The 13,796-nt window shown below is 72.2% G+C and carries 15 protein-coding genes and 1 tRNA gene; 7 read left to right on the forward strand and 9 right to left on the reverse strand.

Annotation, left to right across the window (positions count from 1 at the left end; translation table 11 throughout):
- The first annotated feature begins 206 nt into the window (after positions 1–206).
- Complete coding sequence (locus ACFWPI_RS30605; RefSeq protein WP_380374610.1) at positions 207–1,064, forward strand: HNH endonuclease; 858 nt, start codon at positions 207–209, stop codon at positions 1,062–1,064.
- Positions 1,065–1,129: 65 nt separating this feature from the next.
- Positions 1,130–1,204 (forward strand) — tRNA-Leu (locus ACFWPI_RS30610).
- Between the two features lie 66 nt (positions 1,205–1,270).
- On the opposite strand, the gene rdgB is transcribed toward ACFWPI_RS30610, so the two are convergent.
- The 4 genes from rdgB to ACFWPI_RS30630 form a co-directional block, all read right to left on the reverse strand.
- Positions 1,271–1,876: an RdgB/HAM1 family non-canonical purine NTP pyrophosphatase gene (rdgB, locus tag ACFWPI_RS30615; RefSeq protein WP_063349223.1), complete on the reverse strand. Its 606-nt coding sequence runs from the start codon at positions 1,874–1,876 to the stop codon at positions 1,271–1,273.
- Positions 1,877–1,907: 31 nt separating this feature from the next.
- Entirely contained in the window at positions 1,908–2,297 is a 390-nt protein-coding gene (locus tag ACFWPI_RS30620; RefSeq protein ID WP_063349222.1) for a hypothetical protein, read from the reverse strand.
- A gap of 172 nt (positions 2,298–2,469) precedes the next feature.
- Positions 2,470–3,195 carry a ribonuclease PH gene (gene rph / locus ACFWPI_RS30625; protein ID WP_063349221.1) on the reverse strand — a complete coding sequence of 242 codons (726 nt, stop codon included), beginning with the start codon at positions 3,193–3,195 and terminating at the stop codon, positions 2,470–2,472.
- Between the two features lie 171 nt (positions 3,196–3,366).
- Positions 3,367–3,600 (reverse strand): glucose PTS transporter subunit EIIB, encoded by a 234-nt coding sequence (locus tag ACFWPI_RS30630; RefSeq protein ID WP_063349220.1) that lies wholly within the window; start codon positions 3,598–3,600, stop codon positions 3,367–3,369.
- 399 nt (positions 3,601–3,999) lie between these two features.
- On the opposite strand from ACFWPI_RS30630, the gene ACFWPI_RS30635 reads away from it, so the two are divergent.
- The 4 genes from ACFWPI_RS30635 to ACFWPI_RS30650 all read left to right on the forward strand — a co-directional run bounded on the left by ACFWPI_RS30635 (position 4,000) and on the right by ACFWPI_RS30650 (position 10,163).
- Positions 4,000–5,301, forward strand: a complete 1,302-nt coding sequence (locus ACFWPI_RS30635) for a PTS transporter subunit EIIC (protein ID WP_063349219.1) — start codon at positions 4,000–4,002, stop codon at positions 5,299–5,301.
- A gap of 818 nt (positions 5,302–6,119) precedes the next feature.
- Positions 6,120–7,391 carry a PTS transporter subunit EIIC gene (locus tag ACFWPI_RS30640; protein ID WP_380335149.1) on the forward strand — a complete coding sequence of 424 codons (1,272 nt, stop codon included), beginning with the start codon at positions 6,120–6,122 and terminating at the stop codon, positions 7,389–7,391.
- A gap of 427 nt (positions 7,392–7,818) precedes the next feature.
- Positions 7,819–8,880 carry an LLM class flavin-dependent oxidoreductase gene (locus ACFWPI_RS30645; RefSeq protein ID WP_063349217.1) on the forward strand — a complete coding sequence of 354 codons (1,062 nt, stop codon included), beginning with the start codon at positions 7,819–7,821 and terminating at the stop codon, positions 8,878–8,880.
- The gene (locus ACFWPI_RS30650; RefSeq protein ID WP_380374613.1) at positions 8,877–10,163 is read left to right on the forward strand and encodes an LLM class flavin-dependent oxidoreductase; all 1,287 of its coding nucleotides are present in this window, start codon (positions 8,877–8,879) and stop codon (positions 10,161–10,163) included. Before ACFWPI_RS30645 ends, ACFWPI_RS30650 begins: the two co-directional genes overlap by 4 nt.
- Before the next feature lie 33 nt (positions 10,164–10,196).
- Here the strand turns inward: ACFWPI_RS30650 and ACFWPI_RS30655 are convergent, their stop codons facing one another.
- Entirely contained in the window at positions 10,197–10,943 is a 747-nt protein-coding gene (locus tag ACFWPI_RS30655) for an MBL fold metallo-hydrolase (protein ID WP_350881195.1), read from the reverse strand.
- 199 nt (positions 10,944–11,142) lie between these two features.
- Positions 11,143–11,334 (reverse strand): MerR family transcriptional regulator, encoded by a 192-nt coding sequence (locus ACFWPI_RS30660; RefSeq protein ID WP_208869099.1) that lies wholly within the window; start codon positions 11,332–11,334, stop codon positions 11,143–11,145.
- A 186-nt stretch (positions 11,335–11,520) separates the two neighbouring features.
- Between ACFWPI_RS30660 and ACFWPI_RS30665 the strand changes: the two genes are divergently transcribed.
- A complete protein-coding gene (locus ACFWPI_RS30665; RefSeq protein ID WP_063349214.1) occupies positions 11,521–11,991 on the forward strand; it encodes a type II toxin-antitoxin system PemK/MazF family toxin in 471 nt (156 codons plus the stop codon).
- A gap of 23 nt (positions 11,992–12,014) precedes the next feature.
- Here the strand turns inward: ACFWPI_RS30665 and ACFWPI_RS30670 are convergent, their stop codons facing one another.
- The 3 genes from ACFWPI_RS30670 to ACFWPI_RS30680 form a co-directional block, all read right to left on the reverse strand.
- Positions 12,015–12,983: a PLP-dependent cysteine synthase family protein gene (locus ACFWPI_RS30670; protein ID WP_063349213.1), complete on the reverse strand. Its 969-nt coding sequence runs from the start codon at positions 12,981–12,983 to the stop codon at positions 12,015–12,017.
- A gap of 79 nt (positions 12,984–13,062) precedes the next feature.
- Positions 13,063–13,341, reverse strand: a complete 279-nt coding sequence (locus ACFWPI_RS30675; RefSeq protein ID WP_363370276.1) for a MoaD/ThiS family protein — start codon at positions 13,339–13,341, stop codon at positions 13,063–13,065.
- A 115-nt stretch (positions 13,342–13,456) separates the two neighbouring features.
- A complete protein-coding gene (locus ACFWPI_RS30680; RefSeq protein WP_347878546.1) occupies positions 13,457–13,576 on the reverse strand; it encodes a putative leader peptide in 120 nt (39 codons plus the stop codon).
- Positions 13,577–13,796 lie beyond the last annotated feature (220 nt).

The raw sequence follows: 13,796 nt of genomic DNA on the forward strand, positions 1-13,796 counted from the left end.
TGCAATTGGCGCCGAAGCTATGTGGTCTGAACCACATAGGTCAATAGGTCTGTACCAATTGGTAATCAAACCCCCAACCCCGCCGGTCACCCCACCGACGACAACAAGTCACCCCCTGGCCGAAACCCCGTCACCCGTAACCAAATCCCCCAACGATCGTTCGCACACCGGGGGACGGGCGAACCACTGCCCGAAGGGGAACAACCATGCCGGTCAAGTACACCCGCGAACTGCTCGCGTCGCTCGCGGCCGAGTCCAGCAACGTCAACGACATGATGCGAAAGCTCGGCGTGCCGATGGCGGGCGGCACGCACAGCTACCTGAGCCGGCGACTCCGGCACTACGGCATCGACACCTCGCACTTCAACCACAGCAGGCCCGACTACGGGCGGCGCCGGTACCCGCGGGACGTGATGGCCGAGGCGGCGGCGCACAGCGACAGCATCAACGGCATGATGGCCTACCTGGGCGTCACGCCGTACGACAGCCTCTACTCGTACCTGAAGAAGCGCCTGGTCGAGTTCGACATCGACACCGCGCACTTCACGTTCAGGGGCGACGGCCGCAACAGAGCCGCAGCCATTCCCAAGGAGGTGCTGGCGCAGGCCGTGGCCACGCATCGAAGCATCCGCGGCGTGATCCTTGCCGTCGGGATGACCGACTGCGGCAACTCGCGCACGCTGGTGCGGGAGGCCATCGACCACCACCAGCTCGACACCGGCCACTTCACCGGGCGGGCACACAACAAGGGCCGGAAGACCGGGCCCCGGCGCACGGCCGAGGAACTACTGGTACGACGCCCGCCAGGAAGCCACCGCGTTCCGGGCGACCGGCTCCGCGCCATGCTCGTACACATCGGGCACCCGGACGTGTGTGAGCTGTGCGGCACGCCTCCGACCTGGCTCGGGCAGCCGATGACCCTGGAGGTCGACCACGTCAACGGCGACTGGCTCGACAACCGACGCGACAACCTCCGCCTGCTCTGCCCCAACTGCCACTCCATCACGCCGACCTACTGCGGCCGAAACAGGAATCGCGACGACGCGGAGAGGGATGCCGCCTGACACGGCAGCCGGCAGGGAAAGGTGGCCGCATCGGAAGCCGTCACCCGGTACGCTTGGCGTGACGTGCGCCCGTACTCCAGCTGGCTAGAGAGGTGCGGTTTAGGTCCGCAGTGTCGTGGGTTCGAGTCCCACCGGGCGTACCGAGCGAAATGGCCCTCTGTCCTTCGAATCGAAGGACAGAGGGCCATCGCCGTTCCTGCGAGCCGTCAGCCCAGGAGGTCCTTGACGACCGGGGCGAGGCCGCGGAAGGCCTGGCCGCGGTGGCTGATGGCGTTCTTCTCGGCGGGGGTGAGTTCGGCGCAGGTGCGGGTCTCGCCGAGGGGCTGGAGGATCGGGTCGTAGCCGAAGCCGCCGTCGCCGGAGGGGGCGGTGCGCAGGGTGCCGAGGAGGCGGCCCTCGACGACGCGCTCGGTGCCGTCGGGGAGGGCGAGGGCGGCGGCGCAGAAGAAGTGGGCGCCGCGGTGCGGGTCGGAGATGTCGGAGAGCTGGGCGAGCAGCAGGTCGAGGTTGGCGCGGTCGTCGCCGTGCTTGCCGGCCCAGCGGGCGGAGAAGATGCCGGGGGCGCCGTTCAGGACGTCGACGCAGAGGCCGGAGTCGTCGGCGACGGCGGGCAGGCCGGTGGCGCGGGCGAGGGCGTGGGCCTTGAGGAGCGCGTTCTCGGCGAAGGTGACGCCGGTCTCCGGGACGTCCGGGATCTCGGGGTAGGCGTCGGCGCCGACGAGTTCGACGTCCAGGCCGGCCTCGCCGAGGATGGCGCGGAGTTCGGCGACCTTGTGCTGGTTACGGGTGGCGAGGATCAATCGGGTGGACATATCGCCCACCCTATCGGCAGCCGTTCCGGCGTCAGCCGGTGCAGACCGAGGTGAGGTTGCCGGCCGCGTCGCCGAGCGGCTTGAGGTCGGGGACCTCCTTCTTGTCGACGGCCTGCTGGACCTTGTCGGCCTGCTTCTGCAGGTCGGCGACGGCCTTGGCGACGTCGGTGTTCTTGGAGTTCCTGCCGACCTGGTTGAGGTCGGTCCTGAGCTTCTCCAGCGCCTTCGCGGCGGCCGCCGAGTCGTTGCTCGCGTTGCCGTAGGCGCTGGTGACGTCGGCGAGGTCGCCGGTGATCCTGACCGCCGTGTTGCCGCAGTCGATCGCCTTCTGGGCTGCGGAGCAACTGACCATGCTGAGCGGGAGGATGGCGATCAGGCCGGCCACGGCGAGGGCGGCGGGGCGGGCGATGCTGGACGGCATCCGGTCCTCCTGTGGGGCGCGCGGGTTCCGTGGGACGGGACGCGCGCCGGGGGGTGCGCGGTTCCCGCAGCAGGGGTGCTGCGGGAACCGTACGGGCTTCGGGCCCGGCGTGTACAGCGGCCCGTACGGCGGCGGGTACATCCGGGTCCACGGCGCCGTGGGCCGAACCGGTTCAGGCCTCCAGGGCCTTGCGCTGGATCTCGTCGAGCTCGGCGCAGCCCAGGGTGCCGAGGTCGAGCAGGCGGTCGAGCAGGGCGCGGTCGAAGGGGGCGCCCTCGGCGGTGCCCTGGACCTCGACGAAGCGGCCGTCGGCGGTGCAGACGATGTTCATGTCGGTCTCGGCGCGGACGTCCTCCTCGTACTGGAGGTCGAGCATCGGGACGCCGTCGATGATGCCGACGCTGACGGCGCTGACGCCGCCGGTGATGGGCTGGCCCTTGGCGCGCAGGAGCTTGCGGTCGCGGGCCCAGGCGACGGCGTCGGCGAGGGCGACGTAGGCGCCGGTGATGGCGGCGGTGCGGGTGCCGCCGTCGGCCTGGAGGACGTCGCAGTCGAGGACGATGGTGTTCTCGGCGAGGGCGCGGTGGTCGACGACGGCGCGCAGCGAGCGGCCGATGAGCCGGCTGATCTCGTGGGTGCGGCCGCCGATGCGGCCCTTGACGGCCTCGCGGTCGCCGCGGGTGTTGGTGGCGCGCGGGAGCATGGAGTACTCGGCGGTGACCCAGCCTTCGCCGCTGCCCTTGCGCCAGCGGGGGACGCCCTCGGTGACGCTGGCGGTGCACAGCACCTTGGTGTCGCCGTAGGAGATGAGGACGGATCCTTCGGCGTGCTTGCTCCAGCCCCGTTCGATGGTGATGGGGCGGAGCTGGTCGGGGGTGCGGCCGTCGATGCGTGACATAGGCACTGAGCGTAGTCGCTCGGAGCGGGTGTTCCTGGTGCGCCTCGGCCCGCCGGGCTGCGGCTCGGCGCCGTCCCCGGGTGCTGCTCGGCGCCGCCCCCGGGTGCGCCTCGGCCCGCCGTTCCCGGGTGGGGCGGCGGGCCGGGGGTGGGGTGAGCCCGGTGGCTCAGCTCACATCATGTCCTCGATGTCAGCGGCGATCGGGTCGGCGTCGGTGCCGATGACGACCTGGATGGCGGTGCCCATCTTGACGACGCCGTGGGCGCCGGCGGCCTTGAGGGCGGCCTCGTTGACCAGGGAGGCGTCCTTGACCTCGGTGCGAAGGCGGGTGATGCAGCCCTCGACCTCTTCGATGTTGTCGATGCCGCCCAGACCGGCGACGATCTTCTCAGCCTTGCTGGCCATCTGATTTCTCCCTCTGTCTCGGCCCGCCGGCCGCTCTGCCGGGTGCCGTCCTGCGCTGTGCTGGGGTGTCCGCCGACCGGTGGCCGGCGTGGTCGGTACCGGTGCTGACGCGGGTTCAGCCGCGGTCGCGCCGCCGGGCAGCGCGACCAGCATCACCTGCTCCGGTCCGATCTGCCACGTTAGTCCACTTTTGGCCCATTCCGGCGCGCACGGTCCCGGCCGCCACCAGAGGATGACGAGCAGCGGGCTCGCGCCCGGCGTGCGGCCTGCGTCCCAAAGTGGTCTACACCAATATATGTGTACTCCGATGAACGCAGAAAGGACCCCGGGTGTTCCGGATCCCCGCCCGGGGGTCCCGCCGGGGGCCACCGGCCGGCAACTGCTCCCGGAGGGCGAAGGATGAGTTCGGCAGGCGCCACGGCCCCGCAGCGCGTGTGGTGGCACACCTTCTACGGCGGCCTCCAGAAGATGGGCCGCTCCCTGCAGCTCCCGGTGGCGGTGCTCCCCGCGGCCGGCATCCTCAACCGGCTCGGCCAGCCCGACGTCTTCGGCCAGGACGGCCTCGGCTGGACCGACGTCGCCAAGGTCTTCGCCGCGGCCGGCGGCGCCCTGCTGGACTCCTCGTTCGGCCTGCCGATGCTGTTCTGCGTCGGTGTGGCGATCGGCATGGCGAAGAAGGCGGACGGTTCCACCGCGCTGGCCGCCGTGGTGGGCTTCCTCGTCTACTACAAGGTCCTGCACGCGTTCCCGGAGAGCTGCAAGAGCGGGACGGTCCTGGTCACCGACTCCTGGACCGGCCAGTGCGTGGACTACAGCTCGGCCAAGGCGGCGGCCGCGACGTACCAGAACCCGGGCGTCCTGGGCGGCATCCTGATCGGCCTGATGTCCGCCTGGCTCTGGGTCCGCTTCCACCGCACCAGGCTGGTCGACTGGCTGGGCTTCTTCAACGGCCGCCGCCTGGTGCCGATGATCACCGCGGTGGTGGGCCTGGCCACCGCCTGCGTGGCGCTCTGGGTCTGGCCGCCGATCGGCCGCGGGCTCAACGACTTCAGCCAGACCCTGGCCGACCTGGGCGCGGGCGGCGCCGGCATCTTCGGCCTGTTCAACCGCGCGCTGCTGCTGATCGGCATGCACCAGTTGCTGAACACATTCGTCTGGTTCCAGTTCGGCGAGTTCATCAAGCCGGACGGCACCATCGCGCACGGCGACATCCCGCGCTTCCTGGCGGGCGACCCGACGGCCGGCCAGTTCCAGTCCGGATTCTTCCCGATCATGATGTTCGCGCTGCCCGCCGCCGCACTGGCGATCGCGCACTCGGCGAAACCGCACCGCCGCAAGGAGATCTACGGCCTGATGCTCTCGGTCGGCCTGACCTCCTTCGTGACGGGCGTCACCGAACCGCTCGAGTACTCCTTCGCCTACGTCGCCCCGGCCCTGTACGGCGTGCACGCGCTGCTGACCGGCGCCTCGATGGCCGTCACCTGGGGGCTCGGGGTGCACGACGGCTTCAGCTTCTCGGCCGGCCTGATCGACTACGTCATCAACTGGGGGCTGGCCACCAAGCCGTGGCTGATCATCCCGATCGGGCTCTGCTTCGCCGCCGTGTACTACGCGCTCTTCCGGTTCATCATCGTCAAATTCAATCTGAAAACACCCGGGCGGGAGGACGAGAGCGAGGTCGAGGACGTCACCAAGCTCTGAAACCGAGCGTCACCGGGCAGCACCCGCAATGGCCTCCGGACCCGACGGCCCGGAGGCCTTCGGCATTTCCGGAAAGGACCAAATGCCCGGGCGGTAAAACAATTCCGATATGCGCCCCGGGGATTCCCCGGCGGGCCGTCGGCCGTGTCAGGCGGGGCCGGGGCGGCCCGCACCGCCCGGCCGCCGGGCCGCCGGACGGGGGCGCGCCGGGGGTGGGGAAAGGCCGCCGCCGCCCGGCGCGGGCGGTGGCCGGCAATCGGCCGCCGCCGTTTCCGCGCCGGCCCCGACCATGCGCCGCGGGGGGTCGGAAAGCCGCGGATTGGCCGAAGCCGGACGGGGTGGGGCCCGGACTCCTCCCGGCCGACGGTCGTTCGTGATGTCCGACACCCCGGCGGGCCCCTTCCCCGCCGCCCGCCGCGCCCGGCCCGGACCCCGGCGGGCGGGCACCCGGGCTCCGGGGGCCGCCTCCGCCCGGGCCTCGCCGCGTCCGCCCGTGAACCCCGCCGACCCGGCCCCCGTTCGCGCACCGCCGGGCCCGCGACGGACCCCTGACGAGGCCTCGACGGGGCCGCCGGGCGGGGCCGGGCCTTTTTGTTGCGCAAATAGCCAAAATCCCAATCACGGCGGGTAATCATGATCGTCGTTCCGCAACTAGGTTTCGATTTCATAGCGCTTCCCGGCAGGGGCGCTTTCCGGGGTTCCCCCCCTTCTCCACCCGTGCTACAAAACTGGTCTACACCACACGTGGTGTAGACCAGTTCGCGGTTCGGCCCCCTGTGCCCCTCCCCCGACCGCCATGCCGTTAGGAACCCACCCCAATGAGTCAGTCAGCGCAGGCACCGACGCCCGCCTCGGCTCCGGCCACGCCAAGCCCCGCCAAGAAATTCGGCCAGAACCTGCTCCAGGGCCTGCAGAAGATCGGCCGCAGCCTCCAGCTGCCGGTCGCCGTCCTCCCGGCCGCGGGCATCCTGGTCCGGCTGGGCCAGCCCGATGTCTTCGGCAAGGACGGGCTCGGCTGGGGGAAGGTCGCCGAGGTCTTCGCCACCGCCGGTGACGCGGTCTTCAAGAACCTGGCGCTGCTGTTCTGCGTCGGTGTCGCCATCGGCTTCGCCAAGAAGGCCGACGGCTCGACCGCGCTGGCCGCCCTGGTCGGCTACCTGGTCTTCCACAACGTGCTGACCGTCTTCCCGGTGGACGGGACCATCACCGCGGCGCTGCCGGAAGGAAAGCCCCAGAACCCCGGGGTCTTCGGCGGCATCGTGGTCGGCCTGCTCAGCGCCGTGATCTGGCAGAAGTACCACCGCAAGCAGCTCATCGACTGGCTCGGCTTCTTCAACGGCCGCCGCCTCGTGCCGATCATCATGGCGTTCGTCGGCACCCTGCTCGGCGTCCTCATGGGTCTGGCCTGGGGCCCGATCGGCACCGGCCTGACCCACGCCAGCGACTGGCTGACCGGCCTCGGCGCCGGCGGTGCGGGCATCTACGGTGTCGCCAACCGCGGTCTGATCCCGGTCGGCATGCACCAGTTCCTCAACACCTTCTTCCAGCAGCAGGTCGGCAGCTTCACCGACGCCTCCGGCCACACCTGGACCGGCGACATCCCGCGCTTCTTCCACGGTGACCCGACCGCCGGTCAGTTCATGTCCGGCTTCTTCCCGATCATGATGTTCGGCCTCCCGGCCGCCGCGCTGGCGATCGCCCACACCGCCCGCCCCGACCGCCGCAAGGCCGTCACCGGCATGATGATCTCCGTCGCGCTGACCAGCTTCGTGACCGGTGTCACCGAGCCGATCGAGTTCTCGTTCATGTTCATCGCGCCGGTGCTGTACCTGATCCACGCCCTGCTCACCGGCCTCTCGATGGCCGTCACCTGGGGCCTCGGGGTGCACGACGGCTTCGGCTTCTCGGCCGGCCTGATCGACTACCTGCTCAACTGGAACCTGGCCACCAAGCCCTGGATGATCATCCCGATCGGCCTGGTCTTCGCCGCGCTGTACTACCTCCTCTTCCGCTTCGCGATCACCAAGTTCAACCTCAAGACCCCCGGTCGCGAGGACGAGGACGAGATCGAGGACGTGACCAAGGCCTGAGGCCCCGTCCGTCCGCACTCCACGACCCCGTCCCGCCGCTGCTCCCCCAGCGGCGGGGCGGGGTCGTCGTGCATCCCGGCGGGGCCGTCGTGCGTCCCGCCCCGGGTCGGCGGGAACGGCGGTTGACGAACCGGCGGAGGCACTGGTCAACTGAAGCCGTGAACGCGTCCTGCCCGCTGGTGACCCGCAGCCACATCGACTTCGGTCGCGTGTGGTCCGCGGCGTGTCGCGGCTGAGCCGACCGTTCCCCCCGCCGCCCGGCTGACCTCCCGCCCGGCGCCGTTCCTCCCCTCCCGCCCGCACGGGCCCCGCCCGCCTCCGGGCCGTCACCGCGCACCCGCGCGCGGCCGTACGCACCCGCACACACCCTGTGCGGGTTCGCCGGCGTCGCCCGCACGCGTCCGCACGAGGAAAGTCAGGCCTCAGCATGCCCCGCCAACTGCACCTCTCCGCCGCCCTGGACAGCCCCGGCCACGTCGACGCCGGGCACTACGCCGCCCTCGCCCGCCTCGCCGAGCGGGCCACCCTCGACTTCGTCACCCTCGACGACTCCTTCACCCCCGAACCGCGCCGCCCCGACGCCCTCGCCACCCTCGCCCGGATCGCCCCGCTGACCGAGCGGGTCGGGCTGGTGCCCACCGTCACCACCACCCACACCGAGCCGTTCCACACCTCGATCGCGGTCAACACCCTGGACTGGGTGAGCCGGGGCCGGGCCGGCTGGCTGGTCGGCGTGTCCGCCACCGAGGCCGAGGCCAAGGCCTTCGGCCGCCGCCCGACCGCCCCCGCGGACGCGCTCTGGGCCGAGGCCGCCGACGCCGTCGAGGTCGCCGCCCGGCTCTGGGACAGCTGGGAGGACGACGCGGAGATCCGCGACACCGCCACCGGGCGGTTCGTCGACCGCGACAAGCTGCACTACGTCGACTTCGAGGGTCCGCACTTCTCCGTCCGCGGACCGTCGATCACCCCGCGCCCACCGCAGGGCCGCCCGGTCGTCGCCGTCCCGGTGGCCGCCGTCGACCTCGCCCCGTACGCCTCCCCCGGCGGGCGCGCCCGGGTCGCGACGGCGATCCGGTACGCCGACGTCGTGCTGCTGGACGCCCCCGACCACGCCGCCCGGCTGGCCGCCGCCACCGAACTGCGGCTGCGCGCCGGCGAGCACCTGCGCATCCTCGCCCGGACCGACGCCGCCCTGCCCGACGACGCCGCGGCCGACCGCCTGCTCGCCGATCTCGCCGCGATCGGCACCGGCGTCGACGGCTTCCACCTCGTCCCCGCCGAGCCCGAACGGGACCTGGCCGCCCTCGCCGAACGGGTCGTCCCGGTGCTGCGCGCCCAGGGGCTGTTCCGCGCCGGGTACGCGGCCGGCCGCACCCTGCGCGACCACCTCGGCCTGGCCCGCCCGGCCAGCCGCTACGCCACCGCCGCCGCCACCAACACCCCGTCCACCATCCCGTCCGCTGCCGCTCTCGCCGAGGTGACCCGATGACGGACCGCCCGCTCAAGCAGATCCACCTCGCCGCGCACTTCCCCGGCGTCAACAACACCACGGTGTGGAGCGACCCGGACTCCGGCAGCCACATCGAGTTCGACTCCTTCCGCCACCTCGCCGAGACCGCCGAGCGCGGGAAGTTCGACTTCTTCTTCCTCGCCGAGGGCCTGCGGCTGCGCGAGAACAAGGGCCGCATCCACGACCTGGACGTGGTCGGCCGCCCCGAGTCGATCACCGTGCTGAACGCGCTGGCCGCCGTCACCACCCGCCTCGGGCTGGCCGGCACCGTCAACGCCACCTTCAACGAACCGTACGAACTGGCCCGCCGCTTCGCCTCGTTGGACCACCTCTCCGGCGGGCGCGCCGCCTGGAACGTGGTCACCTCCTCGGACGCCTTCACCGGGGAGAACTTCCGCCGCGGCGGCTACCTCGACCGCGCCGACCGCTACACCCGGGCCACCGAATTCGTGCAGCTCGCCCGGGATTTCTGGGACGGCGGAGCGGAGACCGTCCGGCACCGCGGCCCGCAGTTCGAGGTCGAGGGGCGGCTCTCGCTGCCCCGCCCGCCGCAGGGCCACCCGGTGGTCATCCAGGCCGGGGACTCCGACGAGGGCCGGGAGTTCGCCGCCGCAACCGCCGACATCGTCTTCAGCCGGCACTCCACCCTCGCCGACGGCCAGGCCTTCCACGCGGACGTCAAGCGCCGGCTCGCCGCGTACGGCCGCAAGCCGGACGAGCTGAAGATCATGCCCGGCGTCACCTTCGCCCTCGGCGACACCGACGCCGAGGCCGCCGAACTCGCCGCCGAGGTCCGCCGGTCCCAGGTCGGGCCGCAGACCACGATCGCCTTCCTGGAACAGGTCTGGGGCATCGACCTGTCCGACCACGACCCGGACGGTCCGCTGCCCGCCGTCGACCCCGACCCGGACAGCGCCCTGGCCCAGGGCCGGGTCCGGATCGGCGACCCACTGGCCGTCGCCGCCCGCTGGCGGGCGCTGGCCGCCGAGAAGAAGCTCACCAGCCGCGAGCTGGTGATCGAGGTGACCGGCCGGCAGTCCTTCATCGGCTCCCCCGCGACGGTCGCCGAGCGGATCGACTTCTTCGTGCAGAACGACGCGGCCGACGGCTTCATCCTCGTCCCCCACCTGACCCCGGGCGGCCTGGACGCGTTCGTCGACCGCGTGGTGCCGCTGCTCCAGGAACGCGGGGTGTTCCGCACCGACTACAGCGGCACGACCCTGCGCGACCACCTCGGCCTGCCGCTCCCCGGCCGACGCTGAAACGACCGGCGCCGAGACGACCGGCCCGCCCGCTCAGATCCGGTACACCGCGCCGGCCCGGGCGACCTCGACGGGGCCCGGGTACGCGGCGGCGGCGTCGCGGCGGTTGTGCTCGGCGTCGGTCCACGGGGGGATGTGGGTCAGGACGAGCCGGCGGACGTGGGCGGCGGCGGCGTGCTCGCCGGCTTCCCGGCCGTTGAGGTGGACGGCCTGGTAGGTGTCCCGGCCGTCGATGTAGGCGGCCTCGCAGAGGAAGAGGTCGGCGTCGCGGGCGAGTTCGACGAGTTCGGCGCTCTCGCCGGTGTCGCCGGAGTAGACGAGCGCGCGGCCGTCGTGTTCGAGGCGGAAGGCGAAGGCGTCGACGGGGTGGTTGACCTGGGCCACCTCGATCCGGAACGGGCCGAGGTCGAAGGCCCCGGGGGTGAGGGTGTGGAAGTCGAAGACCTCCTTCATCCCCGGGTTCTCCGGCATGTCGTAGGCGCGGGCGAGCCGTTCGGCGGTGCCGGCCGGGCCGTAGACGGGCATCGGGTCGGGGCAGCCCTCGGCGCGGTAGTTGCGGGCGACCCAGTAGGCGCACAGGTCGACGCAGTGGTCGGCGTGCAGGTGGCTGAGCAGGACGGCGTCGACCTCGTAGATGTCCACGTACTTCTGCAGGGCGCCGAGGGCGCCGTTGCCGAGGTCGAGCACGACGCGGTAGCCGTCGGCCTCGACGAGGTAACTGGAGCAGGGCGATTCGGCGGACGGGAAGCTCCCCGAGCACCCCACCACGGTCAGTTTCATCCGAGCCCCTCCGCCCCGACACGTCCTGGCTGCTGCTGGAAAACGGCAGGCCGGGCCGGTGAAACCGGCCGGTAGCACTGCTTCGCGTGTCGAGAGTAAGGGCGGAGCGGCACTTTGCCCCCGTCCCCGTGCCGGGCTGTGGCTGGAATCACCAGAACGCCGGGGCGGGGGCGGTGCCGTCCGTTCGGGTGCCGTCGGGTCAGCGGTGGCGGGGGCGGTTGCGGGCCCAGGCCTTGATCGTGTCGGGGTACCAGCGGGGGTGGCCGCTGCCGTCGAGGACGTCCGGGGCGGGCAGCAGACCGTGCCGCCGGTAGTTGCGGACGGTCTCGGCCTGCACGTTGATGTGGCGGGCGATCTCGGCGTAGGACCACAGCTCGGAGCTTCTCCCCACGAGGCACCTCCGGAGGGGCGGGGCGGGCGTACGTGAGGCAGCCTGTCCGGGCGTTGGCGACTCTTCACCACAGAACGGGCACCGTGGTCATTCCGTGACGAACCGGGAGCACGCTGCGGACAAATGCCCGGCCGTCCCGGCACTCACGGTGGTGGGGGCCGCCATGGGCCCGGTACGGTTCGCGCCATGAACAGTTCGACCGGGGTCTGGGTGGTCCTGGCGGTGGCGGGCGTCGCGCTGCTGGCCGCCGTCGTGCGGGCGCTGGTCCGGCGCACCCGCCCGGCGCCGCGACCGGCCGGGCCGACGGCTCCGCGCCCGCGCCCGGCGGCCAAGGGCCGCCCGGGGCCGCAGCCGCAGGAGATCTGGTGGGCGGAGGTCCCGTTCGAGGACGGGCCGGGGTCGAAGGACCGCCCGTGCCTGGTGCTGCGGGTGCACGGCCGCACCGCCACCGTCGCGAAGATCACCAGCAAGCACCACGGCGAACGCCCGGGCGTGCTGCCGCTGCCGCCCGCCTCGGTGGGCGACCGGCAGGGCCGCACCAGCTGGCTGGAGACCGACGAGCTGCGCGAGGTGCCGCTGTCGGCCTTCCGCCGCCGGGCCGGCACGGTGGACCGGCAGGTCTGGTCCCGCGCGCAGCAGGCCCTGCAACGCGGCTAGGTCCTCCAGCACCGACAGGGCTCTCAGGCCCAGAGCTGCCCCTGCAGCGCCTCGACGGCCGCCTCGGTGGTCTCTGCGGTGTAGATGCCGGTGGACAGGTACTTCCAGCCGCCGTCGGCGACCACGAACACGATGTCGGCGCGTTCCCCGGCCGCAGCGGCCTTGCGGCCGACGCCGAGCGCGGCGTGCAGGATCGCGCCGGTCGAGACGCCCGCGAAGATGCCCTCCTGCTGGAGGAGTTCGCGGGTGCGGCGGACGGCGTCCGCGGAGCCGACCGAGAAGCGGGTGGTGAGCACCGCGGCGTCGTACAGCTCGGGGACGAAGCCCTCGTCGAGGTTGCGCAGCCCGTACACGAGGTCGTCGTAGCGGGGTTCGGCGGCGACGATCCGCACGCCGGGGACCTTCTCGCGCAGGTAGCGGCCGACGCCCATCAGGGTGCCGGTGGTGCCGAGGCCGGCCACGAAGTGGGTGACGGTCGGCAGGTCGGCGAGGATCTCGGGGCCGGTGGTGGCGTAGTGGGCGCCCGCGTTGTCGGGGTTGCCGTACTGGTAGAGCATGACCCAGTCCGGGTGCTCGGCGGCGATCTCCTTGGCGATCCGGACGGCGGTGTTGGAGCCGCCGGCGGCCGGCGAGGGGATGATCTCGGCGCCCCACATGCGGAGCAGTTCGCGTCGTTCCTCGCTGGTGTTCTCGGGCATCACGCAGACCATCCGGTAGCCCTTGAGCTTGGCGGCCATGGCGAGCGAGATGCCGGTGTTGCCGCTGGTGGGTTCCAGGATGGTGCAGCCGGGGGTGAGCCGGCCGTCGGCCTCGGCGCGCTCGATCATGTGCAGCGCCGGGCGGTCCTTGATCGAGCCGGTGGGGTTGCGGTCCTCCAGCTTGGCCCAGAGCGTCACCTGTCCGTCGGTGTTGCCGGGGACGGCCGCGGACAGCCGCGGCAGGCGGACCAGCGGGGTGTTGCCGACGGCTTCGAGCGGGCTGTCGTAACGCAAGGGAGGCCTCCGGCCACGGCGGTGAGGGTGCGGAAGGGCGCCCTCCCGCCCGCCGCGGGGCGGACGGGAGGGCGGGAGGTCAGCGGGCTCCGCCGGCCACGGCGGGCAGGATGGTGACGCTGTCGCCGTCGGCGAGGGCGGTGGAGATGCCCTCCAGGAAGCGGACGTCCTCGTCGTTCAGGTAGACGTTGACGAAGCGGCGCAGCTCGCCGCCCTCGACCAGGCGGGCGGCGATGCCCGGGTGGCGGGCGTCGAGGTCGGCGAAGAGTTCCCCGAGGTTGCTGCCGGTGCCCTCGACGGCCTTGGCGCCGTCGGTGTAGGTGCGGAGGATGGTCGGGATGCGGACCTCGATGGCCATGGGTGCGCTCCTGTGCGAGTCGTGAGGCGGGTGGGCCGCGACGGGCGCGGCGGGGAGGGTGGTCCCGGGGCTCGGCGTCGCCGGCAGGCGGTGGGCCCGGGTGGGGCGGGGCGGCTCAGCGCGAACGCGCGGGCGTGCCGGGACAGATCGCACTGGCGAGCCGGCACAGGTCGACGTGCAGGCGCGCCACGAGGCGGGTGCCCGGGGCCTGGTTGCTCACATCGACGGAACGCATGGGCTCATCGTATAGATTCCCGGGCCCGCTCCTCCATGCCCGTCTCGGGATCCGGATGCTCCCGTTTCTCGGGCTGAGACGACACGGGCCCGGCGCCCCCGCCGCGGGGGGGGGGGGGGGGGGCCCACGGGGGTGGTGGGGAGGGCCGGGGGGGCGCGGCGGCCCGGACGGAGTACTCTGTGTTATAGCCCGCCACCAAGCGGAAACAGCGGAAAAGGGA

It is taken from the genome of Kitasatospora sp. NPDC058492 (assembly GCF_042720685.1).
In the GTDB taxonomy this organism is placed as follows: Bacteria; Actinomycetota; Actinomycetes; order Streptomycetales; family Streptomycetaceae; genus Kitasatospora.

Bases quoted from the DNA above. Each gene is read 5' to 3' on its own strand.
- ACFWPI_RS30605 (WP_380374610.1), top strand. From the start codon at position 207: ATGCCGGTCAAGTACACCCGCGAACTGCTCGCGTCGCTCGCGGCCGAG.
- rdgB (WP_063349223.1), bottom strand. From the start codon at position 1,876: ATGTCCACCCGATTGATCCTCGCCACCCGTAACCAGCACAAGGTCGCC.
- ACFWPI_RS30620 (WP_063349222.1), bottom strand. From the start codon at position 2,297: ATGCCGTCCAGCATCGCCCGCCCCGCCGCCCTCGCCGTGGCCGGCCTG.
- rph (WP_063349221.1), bottom strand. From the start codon at position 3,195: ATGTCACGCATCGACGGCCGCACCCCCGACCAGCTCCGCCCCATCACC.
- ACFWPI_RS30630 (WP_063349220.1), bottom strand. From the start codon at position 3,600: ATGGCCAGCAAGGCTGAGAAGATCGTCGCCGGTCTGGGCGGCATCGAC.
- ACFWPI_RS30635 (WP_063349219.1), top strand. From the start codon at position 4,000: ATGAGTTCGGCAGGCGCCACGGCCCCGCAGCGCGTGTGGTGGCACACC.
- ACFWPI_RS30640 (WP_380335149.1), top strand. From the start codon at position 6,120: ATGAGTCAGTCAGCGCAGGCACCGACGCCCGCCTCGGCTCCGGCCACG.
- ACFWPI_RS30645 (WP_063349217.1), top strand. From the start codon at position 7,819: ATGCCCCGCCAACTGCACCTCTCCGCCGCCCTGGACAGCCCCGGCCAC.
- ACFWPI_RS30650 (WP_380374613.1), top strand. From the start codon at position 8,877: ATGACGGACCGCCCGCTCAAGCAGATCCACCTCGCCGCGCACTTCCCC.
- ACFWPI_RS30655 (WP_350881195.1), bottom strand. From the start codon at position 10,943: ATGAAACTGACCGTGGTGGGGTGCTCGGGGAGCTTCCCGTCCGCCGAA.
- ACFWPI_RS30665 (WP_063349214.1), top strand. From the start codon at position 11,521: ATGAACAGTTCGACCGGGGTCTGGGTGGTCCTGGCGGTGGCGGGCGTC.
- ACFWPI_RS30675 (WP_363370276.1), bottom strand. From the start codon at position 13,341: ATGGCCATCGAGGTCCGCATCCCGACCATCCTCCGCACCTACACCGAC.
- ACFWPI_RS30680 (WP_347878546.1), bottom strand. From the start codon at position 13,576: ATGCGTTCCGTCGATGTGAGCAACCAGGCCCCGGGCACCCGCCTCGTG.